A 24,153-nucleotide genomic window follows, 5' to 3' on the forward strand; every position below is an offset into this window, starting at 1 on the left:
AAAAGGAATGCACGCCCTCTTTTGATTTTCCGTTGCTGCGTTATACCCCGAAATAATTCGAGTTGCAGGAAAGCCAACACATCTGCAACGTGAAGTATGACGGGTATATACCCAAAAGAGGGCGTGCAGCGACTGGATAACGAGGTCAGGTAAGGCAATTGGAGGCTTTAAATTGACGACGCAGAATAACGACACTAAAGATGCCACGATATTAACGGATATACGGGACGGTGTAGCCGGTAATATTGCCTGTCCCGATGATCTTTTTTCGATTCATAAAAAAGACGCCGTTGCCATTATCGGTGTGGGTGGTTTTTTCCCAGGGGCTGATTCTATCGAAGATTTTTGCCAGAAACTGGATCAACAGGAGTCTCTGTTTTCTCGCGTGCCGGAGAATCATTTTCCGGGTGCCGAGATGCGCAACAGGTATGGGGCATTTCTGAAAGATATCGCCGGATTTGATCCTGATCTGTTCAATATTGGTCCGATGGAAGCCGAGTATATGGATCCCAGAACCCGCCTGCTTTTGATGTCCGCATGGCACACTCTGGAGGATGCCTGTTATCTGCCTCAGCAGTTACGAGAGGCGAAAGTCGATGTTTATATTGCCTCGGAAGGCGCTGCTTATACGCCTTTTCTCGCTAAAGCGGAACTGACGAGTTATTCCATATTGGGCATGATGTCCTGGTCGCTGCCGAATTACATTTCCCATGCGTTTCGTTTCAACGGTAAAAGCCTCTATATCGATACCGCCTGTTCCGGTGCGAGTGTAGCTCTGCATCAGGCGAAAGAAGCACTCCTGCGCAAAGACGCCGATTATGCACTGGTCGGTGCCGCCAATCTTTTATTTGGCGATGCGCTGGCGGGATCGTATTTGGGGCAGGAATCGTTAGGTATTCTCGGGGGCGCAACGGTTTGTTCCCCTTTTCAGGCCGATGCTAAAGGTTTCTTGCCGGCGGAGGCGACAGTGACCGTCTTGCTCAAGCGGTTGTCGCAGGCTGTTGCCGATCGGGACAACATTCATGGCGTGATTTTAGGCTCTGATGTCAACCATACCGGGGGTTATGGCAGCCTGACGATGCCTTCGGCGGAATCACAGGCCAGTGTGATTGTTAATGCATACCGTCAGGCGGGTATTGATGCGAATACCGTGACCTATGTGGAAGCTCACGGTGCTTCATCGCTTCTGGCCGATGCTGAAGAAATCAAAGGGTTCAAGCGTGCCGATGCGCAGCTAAACGCGCATTTGGCGCCATCAGATCTTGAACCATCAAAGGGCAGCCCGTGTAAAGTCAGTACACTCAAGCCGAATATGGGTCATGCCAATTCGGCTTCCGGGATGGTTGCACTGGTTCGCGTACTGCATGCCTTTAACACGCAGAAAAAACCAGGAATCAAAGATTTTTCAGCCTGTAGCGACAAAATCAGGCTGGAAGGCTCACGTTTTTATATCAATGACATGACGGAAGAGTGGCCGCCTCTGCGGGATGAGTGTGGCCGGGACATTCCGCGCCGGGCCGCGATTAATAACTTCGGCGCCGGCGGTGTGAATGCCCATTTGCTGTTGGAAGAATATCCCCGAACCGTTGATCTTCCGGTGCACAGCAATGCCGCCAGTGATGAGACGAAGCCGCAGGGGGATGTGTATTTTCTGGCACTGTCAACCCGGCATGAATGGCAGTGGGTTCACTATGCTAAATCTATGCTGGCCTTTTTGCAGCACGCCCACGACGTGCCTCCCGGCGCATTGGAATATGTCTATCTGACGGCAAGGCACAAATTTGATCAGCGGGTGGTCTTTCGTTACACCAGTATCGACAATTTACAGGAGAAACTGGCCCAGTTTATTGCTGCCAATGGGCAGAAATCTTTTTACCTGAAAACCGGACAGCCGGATGAGAATAAGGCGTTCGACATATTTACCCGCCATAACCGGCTGTCTGATTTGCTGAAAACGCTGGACTGGACGCACGACAAAAATTTTCTGATGGAACTGTGGGTCAGAGGTGTTGATTTCCCACTGGCGCAGAGCGTCGGGTCGTCTGGTTTTAGTAAGATCTCGCTGCCGCGGTATCCTTTTCATCTTGAACACTACTGGAGTACAGCGGATACCACTGCGATATCGCCTCCGGACGCTGGTCGACATCGGATGCGGCGAGAAATACACCCGCTTGTGCAGCAAAACACGTCGGATTTCTCTATCCAGCGTTACCGCAGTTTTTTTACCGGGCACGAATTTTTCCTGGCTGATCACCTGGTTAAAGGACAGAAAGTTCTGCCGGGGGTTGCCTATCTGGAATTAGCGAGAGCGGCAATAACGGACGCCGTGGGCCAGGCAAGCCGGCTCATGCTGGAAAATATCAGTTGGGTGAGGCCGATGAGCGTTCTGGATGCGGGGTTGAACGTTGCTATCGAACTGTCTCCGGAAGGTAACGACTACGTCGGTTTTGAGATATACAGCGCGGAGTCGTCTGTGGAGGGAACCGGCAGAATCATACATTGTCGGGGACAGGCGCGAGTGACATCGTTGCCCGATGACGAGACGTCTCATGCGACTCCGGCAACGCCATCACCGGTCGATATCCATGCGCTACAGGCCCAATGTGTCACCAGACGTCTGGACAGCGCGGCATGTTATCGCGCCTACACCGCGATGGGCATTCTGCATGGTCCGGCGTATCAGGGCGTGGTGTCGATTGATGAAGGTGACAGCCAGGCTATCGCCAGAATTGAATTGCCCGCGTGTGTGGCTGATACCCGCAGTCAGTTTTTTCTACATCCGAGTCTGATGGATTCCGCATTACAGATAGCGGCGGGCTTGCTGGTGGATGCCGGGCATCCTGAGTTCGCGTTGCCGTTTGCTTTGGAACGTCTGGAAATGTTCCCCCGGGATACCGCCGCCGCGTTACCCGAAAATCTTTGGGTCTGGGCGCGGCGTAAAGCCGGATCGTCTAAAGCCGACAGAGTCAGAAAAATGGATTATGACTTATGCGATGAGACCGGTCATGTCTGGGTCAGGCTCAGTGGTTTTTCGTCCAGAGTGGTTGACGATGCGTCGGCGGGAGCGGTGACAGCGACGGTTTCCGTCACACCGGAGGCTGAAGCCGAGGTTAACACTGAAACCGGGGTTAGCCGTGAGGTGGCGCTCCCCGCCATGCATCAACCCGCCGTCAAAATGGATGACCCCGTGGTGATGATGCCGAGATCGGCGGCGAAGACAGCGAAAGAGACGCTGCGGGAAAAACTGATCCCTCTGATGCAAAAATCACTGGCAAAGCTACGCAAGCTGGAGCCAGGGCAGATCGATCTCAAGACTGAACTGTCTCAATTTGGGCTGGATTCTATTCTGCTGACCGAGTTTAGCAACCAACTGAATCGCCAATATCGCCTGACACTGACGCCGACGGTGTTTTTTGAATATCCCACGCTGAGCGAGTTTGTTGATTATCTGGTAGACGTACATGCGGCAGCATTCTCAAATCAGTTTCCTGAGCAGACCCCATTCGTGCCGCCGGCGTTAATCGGGTCGCCGAAGTCAGCCGATGTCGGAGAGCCAGAAACAACCGCAGCGATAAACGAATTCACCGTAAGCGATGATGCCTCCCAGCGCGAAACTTTCCGTTCACGGGGGCGTTTGAATCCGGCTTTTCCCCGGTCAGCGTCTGATAAACACCCTGTAGCTATCGCATCAACCGCGCATAAGGTTGAACCGATAGCCATTGTGGGAATGAGCGGCCGTTTCCCGATGGCCCGGGATCTGGACGCCTTTTGGGACAATCTGGTGAGCGGCAAAGATTGTATTCAGGAGATTCCGAAACAGCGATGGGACTGGCAGGCGTTGTATGGCGATCCGGTTCGTGAGGTGAATAAATCCAATGTGAAATGGGGGGGATTCATTGAGGGTATTGATGAATTCGATCCGCTGTTTTTTGGGATTTCGCCGAAAGAAGCTGAGTTAATGGATCCTCAGCAACGATTACTGATGACGTACATATGGAGCGCCATTGAAGATGCTGGGTACCGTGCCGGTGAGATTTCCGGCACTGACACGGCGATTTTCGTGGGAACCGGCATGAGTGGTTACAGTAGCCTCATCACCGCAGCCCAGCGTCCTATCGAAGGTTATTCTCTGACCGGCATCGTTCCTTCGGTCGGGCCGAACCGTATGAGCTTTTTCCTGAATGTTCACGGCCCCAGCGAGCCGATAGAAACGGCCTGCTCTTCATCACTGATTGCGATTCACCGGGCCGTTCAATCTATCGGTGCCGGCGAATGCGAGCAAGCCATTGTCGGCGGCGTAAACACGCTAGTGACCCCCGATGGATATATCAGCTTCAGCAAAGCGGGAATGCTGTGTCAGGACGGTCGTTGCAAGACGTTCTCCAGTGAGGCAAACGGTTATGTGCGGGGCGAAGGGGTCGGTATGCTCTTTCTCCGTAAGCTCAGTGTTGCTGAAGCGGCAGGCGATCATATTTATGGTTTGATTCGGGCCAGCGCTGAAAATCACGGTGGCCGGGCCAACTCGTTAACGGCACCGAATCCGAAAGCGCAAACGGTTTTGCTGAAACGCGCTTACACCAACGCAGGCGTTGATCCGCGCAGTGTCGGATACATTGAGGCTCACGGTACAGGTACGCCGCTTGGCGACCCGATAGAGATTGATGGACTGAAAAGCGCCTTTAAGGATTTATACCGCAAGACACCAGCCACCACCGATCTGGGGAACAGGCCGCAACACTGTGGTTTGGGTTCGGTTAAGACGAATGTCGGTCATCTGGAGATGGCGGCCGGTATTGCCGGCGTAATCAAGGTGTTATTGCAGCTGCAGCATAAAACTTTGGTGAAAAGCTTACACGCTGAGCAGCTTAATCCTTACATCAAGCTGGACGATTCCCCTTTTTATGTGGTGCGGGAGAATATGCCTTGGGTTGCACCGGTGGACGTGCAGGGGCAGGCGCTGCCTCGTCGGGCCGGCGTCAGCTCGTTCGGTTTTGGCGGCGCCAATGCGCATATCGTGCTGGAAGAATATACCGGGGGAAAGGCAACGTCAGATGTCGGTCAGAACACAGGTAAATCGGAACCCGTCATGGTCATACTCTCGGCCAAAAGTACCGACCGTCTCATGGCGGCAGCGAGGAATTTGCTCACCCGAATTACGGCAGAAAATAAACAACCGCCGGAGCTGAGCGAGCTGGCCTATACCTTGCAGGTCGGACGGGAGGCGATGGAGCAGCGCCTGGGTATTATTGCCTCGTCTATTGATGAACTGGCTGAAAAACTTAGCGAATTTCTGGCCGGAGACGCGGTCATTGATGCGTTGTTTCTCGGCAATGTCAGACAGAATAAAGAGATGTTGGCCATGGTCGCGGTAGATGAAGACATGATGGCCACGCTTGATCTTTGGTTCCATAAGCGTAAGTACGCCAGGATCCTCGCGTTATGGGTCAGGGGAATGCCGGTTGACTGGTACAGGTTATATCCGCAGCAGCGACCCAAAAGGATCAGCTTACCGACGTATCCGTTCGCTACTGACCGATACTGGATCACCCATGCCCATCATGCGGCGATGCATGTGGCTCAGTCCCCCACCACGCTGCCGCCTGATGCCGCTATTTTGCCGCCTGATGTGAAGGGAAGCGCGCCACCCCCTCCGTTGCTCGTACACCCGTCGCTGGCCGTGGAGCGACAACGCCCGGAGGATAAGCCCCAAACTGATGATTATTTCAGCTATGTTGCGCTATGGGACGCTGATGAAACCTCTTCTGGCAAGACGATGGCAACGCGAATGGCGGATAAGGTTTTGGTTGTCGGGAGTCGGCAGGAAACCGAACTGGAAAAAGCGTTAGTCAATAAGCTGACCGGTCAGGCCAAACGTCTGCTGCGCATCTCTCTGGGAAGTGATGCCGCACGCAAGACGTACCTGATCGGGCAGGATCACTGGGCGTGCGATATTCAGGATGAAAACGCGATGGGTCATTGTCTGAATGAGGTCGGCGCGATACAGCAGGTCTTTTTTATTGCTGGCACTGCCGCGCAGGATTTGGCCGATGCAGCAGCGATCACGGCCAGTCTGAAACAGAACGAACTGCAGTTGTTGCGCCTGGTGAAATCGTTACAACAAGGGGGGGCGAAAGAGGCAAGCATAGATTTCACCGTGATCACGCAGGATAACCATCCCTTATCTTCCCGAGAGATTCGGTATCACGGGGCCGGGATCAGTGGTCTGGCTTTCGCTCTCGCCCAAGGGGATCACCGTTTCAGAGTCAGAAATCTGGATGTGTCGGGACGTGATCTACAGACGCCTGAACGGCGGGAAAAACTCGTGCAGCAGGTCGTCAACGAAGTGGCCAGCGAGCGGGGTGAACAGATTCGATTGCTCTCTGGACGTCGCTACCGACAGACCTTCCTTCGCCTGGATCCCCGCAGTTTCAGTGGGGAGAGCGGTATCAAGCATGGCGGTGTATACCTGATTCTGGGCGGCAGCGGAACGGTCGGCCGTGTGATGACCCGTCAACTGTTGCAGCATTATCAGGCAAAAGTGATTTGGCTGGGACGTCAGCCCGAATCCAGTCCCGCGGTTCAGAACGCGCTGGCAGCAATGGAAACCGCCGGTATCCGACCGGATTATCTTCAGGCGGATGCCACGGATCTGGCCTCTCTGCACGTTGCGGTGACGCAGATCAAACGGAAATATCCCCGCATTAATGGCGCGATATTCGCCGGTCTGGTCTTTGATGCCGAGAATACCCTTAGCCAGACGACGGAAGAGACATTCTGGCAGATACTTCAGGTCAAGGCGTCGGGAAGCCTCAATTTCTATCAGGCGCTCCAGCACGAAGCGCTGGATTTTCTGGTCTATTTCTCTTCCTGTCAGGCGTTCTCTTTCTCCGGTGCCGCGACACTGTCGGCCTATGCCGCCGGGATTACGTTCTCCGACACGTTGGTGCGTGCTTTACAACATCGTGCCGCTTTTCCTATCGGGATCATCAACTGGGGATTCTGGCAGGCATCTCTTGCCGGGCTGCCAGCCAGCCAGAGCATTTTTGCGCTGAGCGATGCGGACGGTTTTGCCTGTTTTGAACGTTTTGCCACGTTGTTACAGCAGGGGCGCCTGGAGCAGCAGGTGTGCCTGAATGCGTCGGTTCCGGTACAGCAACTGATGAACCTGCATCCGCACGAGTCCGTTTTTTTGAGTCATCAACGTCAACTGTCATCAACCCACTCTTCATTTGATACCAACAGCAGGAGGCTGATCAATGAATAATATCGCTGACAATCAATGGGATGAAGAGGCTAATGCGTTGCTGCAATCCCATCATCCTCGAGCCATTAATCAGTGGTTGGTGCAACTGCTGTATGTACAGCTTGATCAGCTTGGTGTTTTTGCCTTGCCGTTGAACCTTCGGGATTTCCCTGCGATTGCCGGGCGTTTGGGGCTGGATCATCAGTTCCGTGCCTGGTGGCAGGAGTCGATGGCGCAGTTACTTGAAGCCGGGTTTATAGCCCAACAGGGTGATGCGCTTGTTTGCCGGCCGCCGTTAGCGGAGCAACCGGAAGCGATATGGCAGGCATGGGATGATTATCGTGACAGTTATCGTCATGACCATGCACGTATGGCCCAGATCAATCTTGTCGATACCTGCTTGCGCCATCTACCCCAGATTCTGACGGGACAGGTGCAGGCGACGGAGGTGCTATTCCCCAATGCGTCGATGGAGAACGTGGAAGGGATTTATAAAAATAATCCGGTCTCTGATTTTTTTAATCGGGTATTGACGAAAACCGTGGGTGACTACGTGAATGGCGTGTTGCAGTGTGATCACGACGCGCAGTTGCATCTGGTTGAAATCGGCGCGGGTACGGGAGGAACAACGGCAATGCTGTTGCCGGCGTTGATGAAATACCGGCGCAATATCCAGGAATACCTGTACACGGATCTCTCCCAGGCATTTTTGATGCATGCCCGTAGCCATTATGGGCCGGATTGCCCGTTTCTTGGCTATGCACTGTGGAATATTGAACAACCACTCGCGACGCAGCCTATCCCTCCGGGCGCTTTTGACGTTGCGATTGCGACCAATGTCTTGCACGCCACCAGAGACATTCGGGCTACGTTGCGACATTGCAAAGCCGCTTTGCGGCGTGGGGGAATGGTGGTGATTAATGAGCTTAGCGATAAGTCGGTTTTTACCCATTTGACGTTTGGGCTGCTCAAAGGATGGTGGTTACATCAGGATACTGCGTTACGCATTGCGGGCAGCCCGGCCATCGCGCCGGAAACGTGGCAGGAAATACTGGAGGAAGAAGGGTTCCTGGCGGTTGCGTTTCCGGCGCAAAGCGCCCATGCGCTAGGACAAACCATTATCGTTGCCCTCAGTGACGGGGTGATTCGCCAGCAGGTGCAACCCGCGCTTCAACCGTTGACGGCTGAGACGCCGCCCTATGCTCCGGTGGATGCTAAACAACACGCCATTTCTCGCGTCGCCGAACGATCGGCGGTGGCTGCGGAAATACCCAAAGCGCATATCACCGCAGCGCAGATTGACGATCACGTTCATGACGCGGTCGTGTCTGCCTTGGCACAAGCGATTAATCTTCCAATTGCGCAGATCGATGCGGAGATCGCGTTTTCCGAATACGGGATCGACTCTATTCTGAGTGTTAATTTTGTAAATAAAATCAATGATGTGCTTGGTATCCGTCTGAATCCTGCCGCCCTTTATGACTACCGTTCCGCCACCGCGCTGAGCAGCCATATCGTCCGTACTGCGGGAGCGGAGGTTCTCTCTACGCTGGCATCCGATACGCCTTTTTCAGGTACGACAACGACATCCGGGCGCGGTGATGAGATGTCGTCACGGGAAGAATACGCAGCGCCGGGCGTTCAGTCGGCAATTCCGGTGGGTCAGGAGCAGACCGGCGTAGCCGCCGATGAGTGCGATGACGTCATGCAGAAATATATAACAACCAGTGTGATCAAGGGGTTAGTCAATACGGTCAATGTCCCCTCTGAGCAAATCGATGCACAGATGGCCTTTTCTGATTTGGGGATTGATTCGATTCTTAGCGTTAACTTTCTCAATCAGGTTAATCAATCGCTGGGGATCAATTTAAACCCGGCGTTGCTCTATGATTATACGACGGTCGAAACCTTGAGTGCGTATATTGCCCGGACTTGTGTCGATCAGATCCGCATTCCTCAGCCGCCATCCTCATCGCAACCCTACGCTCAACCTCAATCTCAGCCGCAATGGCAACGGCGACCGGAACCCACGCCGCAGCCATCGGTAGCGTCACCGTCCGCCGTATGGCCGGAGGTCATCAATGATCCGGTGACACCTGAAAAGAGGCAAACCGAACCTGCGGCCATTGCGGTGATCGGGATGGCAGGGCAATTCCCCGGCGCGGAAGATATCCAGCATTTCTGGGCGAATCTCGTTGCAAACCAGTCAGGGATTGATGAGTTACCCAGGCATTACCTGGATCAAGCCCGGTATTTTGTCGATACAGACAAAGTCGATACAGACAAAGCAGACGCTGTGCCGAGCGGAAAAACATATTGCAAATGGGGCGGGATCGTAAAAGACCGAGACTGTTTCGATGCGAAATTTTTCCGGATTACCGAGCAGGATGCCTTGTCGATGAGCCCCCATCAGCGACTGGTATTGCAAGAAAGCTGGAAAGCGCTGGAAGATGCTGGCTATAACCCCAAGGCCCTGGCCGGCACCAATACGGGGGTTTTTATTGGCGCGGAACCGTCGCATTACCATCAGGGCTCTTTTGTCGGCTCCTCTGAAGCGATTATTGCATCGCGTGTGTCTTATTTTCTGGATACGAAAGGCCCGGCATTGGTTGTGAATACCGGCTGCTCATCTTCTGCGGTAGCGGTACATCTGGCCTGTGAAAGTCTACGTCGCGGAGAGACGGATCTGGCGTTGGCCGGTGGTGTCTTCGCGGCTTTGGATGCCGGCGCACTGACCAGTCTGTCCAGTATCGGCATGTTGTCCCACCGCGCAGAGTGCCCTATTTTTGAGCAGACGGCCGATGGCATGTTGTTATCTGAAGGGATCGGGATAGTCGTACTGAAACGTCTGGAGCAGGCGATTGCGGAGGGTGATCCCATCTACGGGGTGATTCGTGCCTCTGGCATTAATCAGGATGGCGCGAGCAACGGTATTACGGCGCCGAGTGGAACGGCTCAGCAACAATTGCTGGCGCAGGTCTACCATCAATACCACATCAACCCTGAAGAGATTAGTTACATTGAAGCGCATGCGACCGGCGGTAAATTGGGCGATACCATTGAGGTTAATGCACTGGCGCGCACATTTAAGGCATTAACCGATAAGCAGCATTATTGTGCTCTGGGCAGTGTGAAATCTCATATTGGGCATACATCGGCAGCGTCCGGGGTGATCGGGCTTATCAAAATATTGTTGTCGATGCGCCATCGGCAACTACCGGGCTTAAGGCACTATCAGCAGATAAATCCGTTATTTGAGTTGCAGGATTCCGCTTTTTATATTCAAAACGCAACCTCCGCGTGGCAACACCCCGGAGATAAACCACGTCTGGCCGCCCTGAACTCTTTCGGCCACAGCGGAACCAATGCGCATGTGGTCATCGAAGAGTATTTAGCGCATCGGGAGCCGGTCGCTGAACCGGTCAGCGCCGGCTGGATTATTCCGTTATCGGCCAAAACGACGCAAAGTCTGCACGCTCAGATGCAGGCGCTGTGCGCCTATCTTGAAGAGGTTGTCCGGCAACATACTGACCGGCCAAATAGTGGACAACGCGATGATGCCTTGTCCTTCATACCCTCTTCGTCCTTCATACAATCAATGGCGTATACGTTGCAGGTCGGACGGGAAGCGATGCCGGAACGCTTCTTGCTGATCGCAACAGATTATCGTGACTGTCTGCAACAGTTACAGGCGTGCTGCCGTCAGACGGTTTCGACGAATCATTGTTTCGGGCACGTTCCGATTGCGGGAAGAAGACAACCAGCGCTGGCTGCCGGTGCGTATCAACACCGCGGTTTACACCAATTGTCCCGTTCGGAACTGGAGGCGATTGGGCAAGCCTGGCTACAGGGAAAACCGGTTGACTGGCAAAGCTTCTATCTGCAACCGCCGATGCGAATGCATTTGCCCGGTTATGTCTTTGCCAAAGACGTCTTTCGTGCCCTGTCGCCTGCATTTGGAGCCAGCATGGCTGAAAAAAGCACGGGTGACGGCGACCTCATTGAAGAGGGGAGTTACCCCATCGGTCGTGTCGGGTTATTCACGGAACATCACCCCTGGAGTCAACCGTTTAACCACCATCACCGCATTTTGCGTAACCATCAGGCGTTTGGCCAATCGCTGCTGCCCGGACTGGCATACATCGATTTGCTCTTTCAGTTTTTCCATCGGCAAGGCGTGGATTACCGGCAACTGGAAATGCGCAACCTCACGATTCATTACCCCTTTACTATCGGCGATGACTATGGGGTGGATGCGCACATTAGCTGTCAAAAGAGTGCACAAGGGTACTGGCATCTGAAAGTTGAAGGACGGGAAGTCTCTGATGCTCACCAGCAGTCAGGACTGAAGCTGTATATGAGTGCGGAAATGCATCCGGTTCCAGTATCGGTATTTAATGAAACGCTCGATGTCGATGGGTTGAAAAAAACGGCAATCAGTCAGGTGACGTTACAGGACGCGTATGCGGAATTTGGTGGGGAAGATATCCGTCACTGCGGGCCGATGGTCGGCGACGGCGTTATCTATCACCTGCCTTCGGCAAACCTGATTGATATTGCTGTTCCAGACGAATCACTATTCGGTGCAGAACATTATCTGTTTCACCCGGTTCTGATTGACGGCAGTGCGATTGGATCCGGGGATCTGTTTCTGGAACAAAACAAAGAGCAGGATATATTTTTACCGCTTTACTATGAGTCCTTCCGGGCATCGGAACCGTTGTCGGGACACTGTATTACCCGGGTCAGCCGTGACTCGCTGAAGCAAACCCGTCAACTTTCTTACCTGACTATGGAATTTTTCACGCCGGGCGGTGAAAAAATAGGTGAGCTGAAAAATTTCACCTGCAAGCGAGTGCGCGACCCCGCCGCTATCAACGCATCCAGAACCCACGCTGCGGCTCAGGTTGCTGAGCCTGCCGTGATGCCTGTCAACCACATGATGCCGGTCAGCCCTGTTGTGCCGATGAAGCATGACACCCTGCCGGCGGTATCCGAAGCGCCATCCCTTTCGTCGGAGGGCAATGATTCGGCATTGGAGCGTGCTGAACATACTCTGCAAAAGATACTGGCTGATACGCTGGCGAAAAGCATAGAAGAGATCGAGACCGATATCGGTTATTACGAGTTGGGGTTGGATTCGGCTGGGTTGTTGCAAATGGTGCAGTCACTGGAACAGTCGCTCAAGGTAAAGCTGAATCCGACGTTACTGTTTGAATATGCCACTGTTGGTGAACTGGCCGGGTATCTGCTGCAACAGTACCCGGCGTCGTTCAGGTCGCTTGTCGGTAGCGTGCCTGAGGTCGCCACGGCCGCCGCGCGGGACGACGCGCATCAATTGACCGAGGGGCTGTTATCCGATACGGGCATTACCGCAGGAGTAAATCAGGCAGGCACTGAGCGGATAAACGTCAAACAGGCCGCTTTCCATTCATCACCCATCATACAACAGGCATCGGAAAGCGAAGATATTGCTGTGATCGGGATGGCTGGGCGATATCCCGGTGCGAAACAGATGGCCGAGTTTTGGGATAATCTCAAAGCCGGTAAGGACTGTGTAACCGAAATCCCTGGTTCGAGATGGCAGAAAAGCGTGCTGAATGGCATGACTTCGCCTTCTGGCCGACCGATTCCCCAATGGGGGGGATTTATCGAGGATGTGGACTGTTTTGATTCACAGTTTTTCCGGGTTTCGCCCAGAGAAGCTCAGTGGTTGGATCCTCAGGAACGGCTATTTCTGGAAACATGCTGGTCGGCCATCGAAGATGCGGGTTACACCCCAGAGACATTGGTTGCAGAACAGGGCGTTAACAAGCGTCGTGACGTCGGTGTTTTTGTTGGGGTCATGCATAAGGATTACGCCTTGATCGCGGCTGAAATCGTCAACCGCGGTCAGGTCGTGCCTCTGTCAATGAATTATGCCCCCATTGCCAACCGAGTCTCTTATTTCTGTGGCTTCCACGGCCCTTCTTTTGCCGTCGATACGGTGTGCTCTTCATCGCTGACGGCGTTGCATCTGGCTCTGGAAAGTTTACACCGGGGAGAAAGTAAGGTTGCCTTGGCCGGAGGGGTGAACCTGTCGTTGCATCCCTATAAGTATCTGACGTATGGGCTGGCTGACATGTATTCCACCGACGGTCGTTGCCGGACATTCGGTGACGGCGGGAATGGCTTTGTCTCGGGCGAAGGGGTGGGGGCGGTATTGCTCAAACCACTGTCACAGGCGATCAAGGATCGGGACAATATTTATGCGGTGATCAAGGGCAGCGCTATCAACCACGTCGGGCAAGTGAGCGGGATTACTGTCCCCAGCCCGGTTGCACAGGCTGATTTGATGTTGCGTTGTTACGAAAAAACCGGGATTGACCCACGAACCATCAGTTATATCGAAGCGCACGGTACCGGTACGTCACTGGGTGATCCGATCGAAATTCAGGGATTGGTGAAAGCCTTCAGACAACACACTACAGATAAACAGTTTTGTGCGATCGGTTCGGTTAAATCGAACATCGGCCATGCAGAGTCGGCGGCGGGCATCAGTGGATTAAGTAAAGTTATTCTCCAGTTGCATCATAAGACGCTGGTTCCTTCACTGTTACATTCCGAGCGGATTAATCCATATCTGGAGCTGGATAATTCGCCTTTCTATATTCAGCGTGAGACCCAGCACTGGGAGCAACCCTCGGTGGGTGAAGAGGGCGACAAGATCAACGTCCCACGGCGGGCGGGGATTAGCTCGTTTGGTGCCACCGGCTCGAATGCACACCTGATTGTTGAAGAGTTTCTGCCGCAAATCTCCCGGGGAGCGGTGAACACCCAACAGCACAACACGCCGCTGATTGTGCCTTTGTCGGCGAAAAGTGCCGATCGGCTCCAGGTTATGGCCCGCAATCTGGCTCAGTTTCTGGCGGTTCACCCGGATATCGACAGCATTCATCCTGCGGATCTGGCTTTCACGTTGCAAGTTGGGCGGCGGGCGCTGGAAGAACGGGTGGTGTTTGTCGTACCGGATCTCAGGGAGTTGCAGCAAAAACTGGTCGCATTTGCTGAGGATGACGCCTTACCAGAGCGCTGCTGGCGGGGGTATGGCGCAGGTGGTAGCGGTAAGGAAAGCGGCCGGGATACCGGTTTTATGTCGGCGGACGACAGCACTGCTCTGCTTCAGCGTTGGGTAGAACAACGCGCTTTTCACAAGATTGCCCGCTTCTGGACGGAAGGTTTCCATGTGGACTGGTATCAGCTATATCCGATAGCGGCGCCTTGCCGTATCAGCCTGCCAGGTTATCCGTTTGCCAGAGAGCGGCATTGGATTCAGGCACCGGAAGATCTGGGCCGGATTGCTCATGATGCATCATCTGCCGAGACATCATCCCCGACGGCGTCGACGGCGGCATCAGCACATCAGGAAGAGCGTGAAGAGCTGATGTTGTTTACCGAGTCTTGGCAGAAGATGCCTCATCCGGCAGCATCCCGGCAACATCCTGGGTTTAAAACCTTAATCTGCTTTTTGTCGGAGCCGGAAAGTCAGCGTTTGCTGCAATCCCGAATGAACGAACTGGCGCCACAGACAGCGATTGTGTTTGTATCCCGACGTCCGCTGGAAGAGGGGGTGAGCGGTTTTCATCTGCAACCCAAAGACACGGAGCAGGAAAACACCGAACGTTATCAGCACTGCTTTGCACAACTGAAATCTGCCGGGATAGCACCCCAACACAGCGCGATGCTCTATCTATGGCCACTGGAGGAACGCCGTCAGATACAAGATTTCGCCGCACTACATGACCTGTTGTCTTCCATGGTGGCGACAAACATGGCGCCGACACGCTTACTGCTGGCAGGCGCCAGCCATCATTCACTGGAGCGTGCTTATCTGGAGTCATGGATTGGTATCGAACGTTCCCTGACATCCGTATTACCCAATACCCAATGCGCAGTTGCAGTGAGTGTTGCTGTGGGGGACGGTACGGTCGGGGGGGCATCGCTTTTGACCGAGCAACCGGTCTTTACCAGGCAATATGTATCCATGCTTTATCAGGAGTTGACGGGGCAAAATTTCGCCAGTGTCTGCTATGAAGGCGCAGAGCGATATGTGCTGACAGTTCAACCCAGTCCTGTTGCGCTGGCCCGGCCAGCGGTGGCGGAGGCCGGAATTAAACAAGGCGGAACCTACCTGATCACCGGGGGATTCGGTGGGCTGGGATTAATTTTTGCCCGATATCTGGCGCAGCGCTATTCCGCCAGATTGATACTGACCGGGCGTTCGCCAATGAACGCAGAGCGGAAAGCGATTGCTGATGAGCTGACCCGCCTGGGGGGACAGGTACAGTATATCCAGGCCGATGTCTGTGATGTCGGTGCGATGCGTTTTAATCTGTTACAGGCCAGGCAATCGCTGGGTTCGATCCTCGGTGTTATCCACACCGCAGGGTTGGAAGCCAGCGAACCCGTATTTGAGAAATCCCGGCAGGCGTTCAATGCCATTTTGCGGCCGAAAGTTGAAGGAACACAATTATTAGACGAACTGCTGATGCAGGATCCGTTGGATTTTGTCTGTTATTTCTCCTCCAGCGCCGCGTTTCTGGGCGATTTTGGCTCTTGTGATTACGCCATGGGGAACCGTTTCCAGATGGGGTATGGCAAGCACCGAATGGCGCTGGTTCAACAAGGCCAGCTTCGTGGTAAAACACTGATTATTAACTGGCCTTTCTGGAAAGAAGGGAAAATGGGCATCCGGGATCGGGAGAGCACCGAATTTTATCTCCGATCCAGCGGCCAACGCGCCCTTGAAAGTGAAGAAGGGGTGCAGGTCTTTGAGCAATTGCTACGGCAAAGCGAAGGGCAACACCTGGTGATTGCCGGAAAACCCAGCCGTGTTGCCCGGTTTTTGGGGACTGATGAACCACCGGTAGCCCGACGTACCGAACCTCATCCGGTAAGTGATCAGGGCGATGTCGGAAGTAAAAAGAGGACTGGCAATCACGCGGCTCCCCATAACCCGGCGCAACATGACCGTCAAGCGGTGGGCATGCGTTCCAGAAGCGATCTTGCGCGACCCTCCGGGGATGCCGCGGACATTCGGACGGCGGTGAGCCACGTCCTGAAAACGCAGATTAGTCAGTTACTGGGCACGCCGGTTGATCGGATCGGGGTGAATAGCAGTTTTGCTGATTTTGGTTTTGACTCGATCACGCTGGCCTCATTCTCCCGGGCGTTGAGTCAACATTTTGAGGTTGAAATCACACCGGCTGTGCTCTTTGGTCACTCCTCGGTTAAACGGCTGACGGAATATTTTTGTCGTGAACATGCGCAGGCTTTAGAGGCCATGTTTTCAGATGGCCTGGTTTTAGATGACCTGGTTTTAGATGACCTGGTTTTAGATGACATGGTTTTAGGTGACATGGCTTCGCGCCAGGCGCCCCCGGCCATTGCCAGCAGCCATCTGGCTGTCGGGCGGGAAGACGCCGCGCCATCATCGGGCCTCGAGCCTGGGCGAGTGACGACAACGGCGGAAAATCATCAGCCGGTTCCTGCGGCAACGTATACGGCTGCTTGCGATGTCATGGATGAGCCGATAGCCGTGATTGGGATGAGCGGGCGTTTTCCGCAGGCGGATAATATTGATGCGTTCTGGGATGCGCTGATTCAGGGAAAACGCTGTATTGGTGAGATGTCAGAACCGCGTTGGGACTGGCAGTCTGTCACCGGGAATACGCCATCAGGATCGTCAGACGATCGGCATACGCATGACACGCTCCCGCAATGGGGGGCATTCATGACGGATATCATGCAGTTTGACGCCGCATTTTTTGATATTGCGCCCAAAGAAGCGATGGATATGGATCCCAGACAGCGGATCTTCCTGCAAGAAGCCTGGCACGCCTTTGAGGATGCCGGCTATATGGGGCAACGCATCCGGGGAATGTCCTGTGGCGTGTATGTCGGCGCGGAAGAGAGTGATTATGGCGCGGTTGTCGGTGCTCAGGGGTCGATAAACGGTAATCAGAATGCGACCCTGGCGGCGCGTATTTCTTATGCCCTGGATCTGAAAGGCCCGAATATGGCCCTCACCGCCGCTTGTGCTTCAGGGTTAGTGGCTGTGCATCAGGCTTGTCTGGCCCTGCGTCAGGGGGATTGCGAAATGGCGCTGGCCGGGGGCATCAATCTGTTGATGACCCCGTGGGTGTATCAGAGTATGAACCGAACGGGAATGCTTTCTCCTGACGGCAATGCCAGCGTGTTTGATCAACGTGCAAACGGGCTGGTTCCAGGAGAAGCGGTCGCCGTGGTGTTACTCAAACCGCTGTCTAAAGCTAAAGCCGATGGTGATCGAATCTACGGTTGCATCAAAGCCAGCGGGGTGAATTACGATGGCAAGACCAACGGTATCACGGCACCGAACCCGGTTCGCCAGGCTGAGCTTTTGAAAAATGTCTATGACCGATACCGCATTGACCCAGGAAATATTCAATATGTGCTTTCCCACAGTACCGGTTCGCAGTTAGGGGACCCGATTGAGGTTCAAGCGCTTACCGATGCCTTTGCCGACAGATGCAGCGATTCGCATCGCTGTGTTTTAGGTTCGATTAAACCCTTAATCGGGCATACTTTTGCCGCGTCCGGTGTCGTGAGCCTTATTGCCATGCTCAAGGCTATGACACATCAGACAATGCCGGCGACTCATGGGCTTGCCACCTGTAATCGCTACATTAAATTAGAGCGGACTCCCTTTACGATTCAACAGCAGAATCAACCCTGGTTGCGTCAGGGCAATCAGCCCAGGCTTGGTGCAATCAGCGCTACGGGGATCAGCGGGACCAATGCTCATGCGGTGATTGAAGAATATATTGCCGATGACCCCCAATCGTTGACGGGCGCAGAAGCTCATCCGTCGGAAGGGGACAGGTTTCGTTCGTTAGGCATCGCTGCTCACCCGTCGATCATTCCCATTTCGGCGAAAACCACCGCCGCTCTGCAAGCCTATGTGCGGGCCTTTGTGCAATTTCTGCAACGTCATCCGGCGACGCGGCTTGATCAACTGGCCTATAGCCTGCAAACCGGGCGAGATGCGATGGCAAAACGAGTGGCGTTTGTGGTGTCTGATATGACGGAGTTGCGCGAAAAATTAGCGTTGTTCATGACCGGCGATGTTTTTCCCGGCGATACGTCTCCCGGTACTTATTATCATGGTGAACAACGTCGCGATGATGCAAGCGGATGGGCAAGAGAGAATGAATGGGATGATGGCAACACGTCGGCACAGTTGATCCAGATTCAAGGTTGGATCGCCGCAGGGCAATGGCAGGAATTGGCGAATGCATGGGTTAACGGCGTCAATGTGGATTGGTTTGATTTATACCCTGAATCATTATCGCCGCAACAGATACCGCCGAAACGCATAGGTCTGCCGGTCTATCCTTTTCAGGGCAAACGTTACTGGGCTCATCTTCCCCCTGCCGAGGTAACAGCACAGCCTCGGATACCCAGCCAGCCTAGGGTGATGGATGAGCAAACGTCGGTGATCCCGGGGGCGGCGGCGGTGAATAAAAATGGCTCATCGCGGCTTGAAATCCTCACCCGTCAGGTTCGCGCTTTACTGATACAAACGATGTATTTTGACGAGAGTGAAATTGAGAATCCTCAACTGTTCACCGAGCTGGGACTCAATTCGATCAATGCGGTTGGCTTTATTGAAGCCGTGAACCGGACGTTTGCATCCGGACTGACGATCAACGCCATTTTTGATTATCCCAGTATTGATGCGCTGTCTTTATATCTGGATAACGGTATGCAGTCCTCGCCGCCCAACCTGCAGGGAAACGCATTCCCGGCAGCGTCGGTTATCGTGCAGGACACGTCCGATGAACATGTTGGCTCACAACGCCCGCATTCAGGAATGGCATGGTTGAAACACTATCCCGAGTGTATTCCGCTCAGCCAACAATTACGTAAGCGCGGACATATTCAAGATGAACGGGAGCCGGATGCGTCTCGGTTCTGGATTCATCCACTGACCGGTTCGACCGGTTTATATCTGAAGATTGCTGAAAATCTGGCAGATGAATATGCCATCTGGGGGATTCAGTCGCGTGGATTTCTTACCCGGTTTCAACCGCTGGAAAGCATCGAAAGCATGGCGCGTTACTATATTGAAATCCTTCAAGCCAGTAATGCGACCGGGCCATACGCGCTGGCAGGGTATTCAATGGGCGGCATTATTGCCTATGAAATGACCAGGCAACTGCAACTGGCAGGGTTCAGGGTGTCGAGTCTGATTCTTCTGGAACCCCCGTTTCCACAGCCAGGCAATCACTCCAGGTCGTCGCCGTTTTGTTATCGGGATGCATTGTTGATGAGTGCGAATTTCTTTTTGCACTACAGCATGAGTGAAGCGCTGGCATCCGGCCAGCTAGCGTTTGAAACCATCGCCTACACTGAACAGGCGCTAATGTGTGTTGATGTCGATAACCAGGCGACATGGCTGGCTGAGGGTTGCCTGAAAAAAGGCGTGGCCCAGCCGTTGTCGGTGGTGAAAGACAAAATTGAGAATATGGCTCAGATCCTTAAATGCAACCGTGAAGCCATGGCGGCCTATGCGGTGAAAGCGTTACCGAATGCCCATGATATTGATCTGCACTATATGACCATTACGTCATCATCCGATGACAGGCCGCAGCACCAAGACAAGTTGTCTGCGCTGGCTGAAAATAATCGCCATGTTCTGGGTGAAGAACTGACGCATGATGAAAGCCATTGTCAGCGATGGTTGCAATATTTACCGGGGGCTCAGGTATTTCGCACCAGAGCCAGGGATCACTTTCATCTCTTGTCCGAACGCGAAAGTGTTGAAATGATTTCTGCCCGCTGTCGGGAGATTTACCGGGGCCGACCCGCAGGGAGCACGCCACCGGAGGGCCGCGGAAAACGGGGGGATACGCCGCGTAGGGCGGGCCAGGATAGCATAGCGATTATCGGCATGTCTGGGCAGTTTCCCGGGGCAAAAAATCCCAATGATTTCTGGCACTTGCTTGAACAGGGACAGTCAGCGTTTACGACGCTGCCGGATAGTCGCGGGTGGTCAGTTAGCCCCGAAAACGAGGGTGAATATGCCGGCTATGGCGGTTTTCTCTCGGATATCGAATACTTTGATCCGCTGTTTTTTCAGATATCGCCGCGCGAAGCATCAATGTTAGATCCCTGCGAGCGCCTGTTTTTGCAGGAAAGTTGGAAAGCCATTGAAGATGCAGGGATGATTCCAGAGACGTTGTCCGGCAAACGTTGGGGAGTGTTCTGCGGTAGTGGCGGCGACTATACGCTACGTTTTGCTCAGGGAGAACATTTTGCCCCGAATATTACCTTGTCTCAGGTGCCCGGCCGGGTTTCTTACAGCCTGAACCTGAAAGGCCCTTGTCTGAGCGTAGAAGCGGGGTGTGCTTCTTCTCTATTGGCTGTCGCGCAGGCTTGCGATCATCTGGTGTTGGGCCAGTGTGAGGTTGCGATTGCCGGCGGAGCCCTGATTTATTCCACACCGAATATGTTGCTCAGTGCTTCCCGTCTCGGGCTGTTGTCGCCGGCTGACCGCGGTTGTGCATTTTCAGCACACGCCAGTGGCATGATGCCCGGAGAGTCCGTTGGCGTCGTTATTCTGAAACCATTGCAGCAGGCGCTGGCGGATGGCGACAGAATTCATGGTGTGATCGAAGCCTGGGGCAGTAATCACAACGGTAAAACCAATGGGATTATGGCGCCGAGCGCCAGTGCTCAGGAAGCGCTGTTATCGGATATCTACCGGCGGTTTGATATCCGCCCGGACAGCATTACGCTGGTCGAAGCCCATGCTGCCGGGATGCCTGCGGCTGATGTCGCAGAAGTTGCATCGCTGACAAACGTCTTTCGGAAAAATGATAGGAAGGGGCAATCAGCCAGCCAGCCAGGCTGTGCGCTGGGGAGTGTTGAGAACAACATCGGCCATGCTTTCCACAGTTCGGGGATGAACCATCTATTCAAAGTGCTGTTAGCGCTCAGGCATCAGGCCATTCCCGCAACGCCGAATACGGAAGACCGGGCCTCTTTGTTACCGCTCGAAAACAGTCCATTTTATATCAATTCGCAAACCGTTCCCTGGAAGGTTGAATCCGGGCAGGTACGTCGGGCGGCGATCAGTTCATTAGGGGCGACCGGGATCAATGTTCACCTTGTTGTCGCGGAACCGCACAAAAACGGGGGCGGGCGTGAAGGGTCGCCAGAAAATATATCCCCGGGCGCATCAACGGAGCGCGGCGGTCAACAACCGGTGTGCATTGTGCTGTCTGGAAAGAGTGAAAGCGCTTTGCAACAACGCTGCCGGGATCTGCAAGATTTTGTGCAGGCTCAGCATGGACTGGATCTGCAACAACTGTCGGCAAACCTCTTGTTGCGCCGTAGCCATTTCTCATATCGGTGTGCCTGTGTGGTTTCTGACGCCAAAGCATTGCACGATTTTCTGGATCGGATGATTGCCGGGACAGCCTTGACTCAGGAGGACAACGGCTACCGGGGTAAAGTCAGCCCAGGCCGCCAACCATTAGCCGGGAACGAGGCATTGTCCGCTGTTGCCTACGTTCGTCAGGCGGTTCACGCTCCGGCAGATAACGATAATCTGTTGGCTCTGGCCCGGTTATATGTCACGGGTGTGGACTTTTTTACGCCTGACTTCAACGCTGAAATCCGTATGGATGCGGCCTATTCAGCGGCGGAAAAATTTCCGTTATCGCTGCCGGGATATCCGTTTGACAAACGGTTGTGCTGGGCTGGGGCTATCCAGGAGGCGCCCGACGGGAAATTACGCCGGGAGGAAACTGATCGCCGGACGAAGCAACAGGCGCAATCACAACATGTGCAATCACAACAGGCGCAATCACAACAGATAGCGCAACAACTGGTGGGGATGCTGGCGGAACTGGCCGGTTTGTCCGTCACCGAAATTGATCTGAATGCACCGGTGTCCAGTTACGGTATTGATTCACTGTTGGGACTCCGTCTGTTAAACAGAATCAATTCAGCGTTTGGTGCTGAGTTTGATGCCTACCTGCTGACGAAAGCATCACTTCGGTCGATCGCCGGAGAGATTGCCCAGGCTGTTGCCCTCCGTCCGCACAATACCGCTTATGACTCACCGCGCTCTGAGTCTTATCCGCCTGCGTCGGCGCCGACGGGCGCCACCTTTGATGATAAGCCGGCGAATTGTCCGGCATTTATTCAGTCGGTTTCGCTGGCTTTACCGCCGGCGGCAGCCCTTTCTGCCGATGATATGGCGTTGGGACGCGCTGAATTAAGCCGGCTATTACAGCAGGGGATCGGCGTCTGGAAAGACGCGGCAGGTCTTCATTTTGAGTGCTACCGGAAAGCCCAGTGTGCCGGGGAGATACGCGAGCGAGTGAACCGGCCAGAGTGCTTATGGTCGTCTTTAGCGGCGGGGGTGCGCTACTACCCGGTCAGCCACATTCAGGCCTTTATTCTGCACGAAAGCGAGGTGAAAAAGCGCGCTACCTTTACTATCGGTCAGGGCTTTTGGGTCGATATGCCCGTTGACCTGTCATTACTGAATCAGGCATTGAACGATATGGCTCGCCACCACGCGATTCTAAGAACCGGCGCTGAATGGATGGGACAACACTGGGCACAGGTTGTGCATGATGACGTAAGACTGGAGTGTCGGGAAATCTGTTGGCCTTATCTCTCTGAGCGAGAGACGTTTGAACAGGCATTCGCGGGGTTTCAGCAATCGGTCAATGCGACGTTGTTTCACGCGGATCGGATGCCGATGTTTGAGCTGTATCTTGCTCATAACGGTGCTGATCTGGGGGCGGTTTACTTGGTTACGCACCATTTCCATGCGGATGGTTTTACCTTGTTCCTGTTTTTGCAAGAGCTCTATCACCGCTATGAGGCACGGTGCAACGGCACCGATTTTTATTGCCCCAAACCGCCGGCTGAATATGCACATTTTGCCTTGAGTCAGTTCGGAGAACATCAGGAAATAGCGACCCGCTATTGGTTGAGCGAATTGCATGACAAACGAACGTCTTTTACGTTACGGGATAAACAAATCGCATTGAGTGAAAGCCCGGATAAACAGCACGGCAAGCCGGAAAAAGCAGGTGCCTATTCTCTGGATATCACTGATGAGATGCTTAACCGTTTGCAGTCATCGAATCAGCGCCAAAATACAACGCTCACACAACTCGTCACCTGTGCTTTGGCGACGCTAATCTATCGAATCACCGGCGAAAATATGCCGATCCAGATGGCATATAACCTCAGGGATCGCTATGAATTTGAACTGGTTTATGGCGACTTCTCTTCGTCGGTGCCGTTGGTGTTAACGCTTGCGCCTGATTTCAGCCTGCGGCAAGTGTGGCGTATTTATGAAGACGCATTGTTGCAGGTGCAGAAATATAAGCACTTTGATTTTGTTGCACTGCATCAACAGCTTGCGCCTGAAGGGCAGGATGCCCACGACCATACTTTGCTGGGCAGCCTTGCTGTTGACAGCAATGATCGGGATACCTTTGTTGAGGTGACGGCGTTCGCCCAACGATTGCTGCCAATGTCTCTGGAAGAAAGGGAGCCAGTCGCCCCTTTGCTGATGGGGTTGCTGAAAACTCACGGCAAGCTGAGCCTGCCGTTTGTATATGACCGTCGTTATTTTTCACCGGACTTGATCCAAATGCTTGCCGACCACTTGTTGGTCTTACTGGAGATGATGGTGGAACAGCCAGAGCTGAAAGTTGATGAAATTCCTGTCCCGGAAAAACTGGTGGAACGTTTATCGCCAGAGGATGCATCGACGTTGACGGTTTTATATCCCCAATAATTCGAGTTGCAGGAAATTCAACACCCCTGCCGCTTGAAGTATGACGGGTAGAGATGTT

The 24,153-nt window shown here is 53.8% G+C and carries 2 protein-coding genes; both read left to right on the forward strand.

Going from position 1 to position 24,153, the window contains the following annotated elements; genetic code table 11:
• Positions 1-172 precede the first annotated feature (172 nt).
• On the forward strand, positions 173-7,264 hold the full coding sequence (locus DPA2511_RS07345) for an SDR family NAD(P)-dependent oxidoreductase (protein WP_012765048.1): 7,092 nt from the start codon (positions 173-175) through the stop codon (positions 7,262-7,264).
• Entirely contained in the window at positions 7,257-24,095 is a 16,839-nt protein-coding gene (locus tag DPA2511_RS07350) for an SDR family NAD(P)-dependent oxidoreductase (protein ID WP_012765049.1), read from the forward strand. The genes DPA2511_RS07345 and DPA2511_RS07350 overlap by 8 nt, the downstream gene beginning before the upstream one ends.
• The last annotated feature ends 58 nt before the right edge of the window (positions 24,096-24,153 follow it).

Origin of the sequence: Musicola paradisiaca NCPPB 2511 (genome assembly GCF_000400505.1) — a bacterium.
Lineage (GTDB): Bacteria > Pseudomonadota > Gammaproteobacteria > Enterobacterales > Enterobacteriaceae > Musicola > Musicola paradisiaca.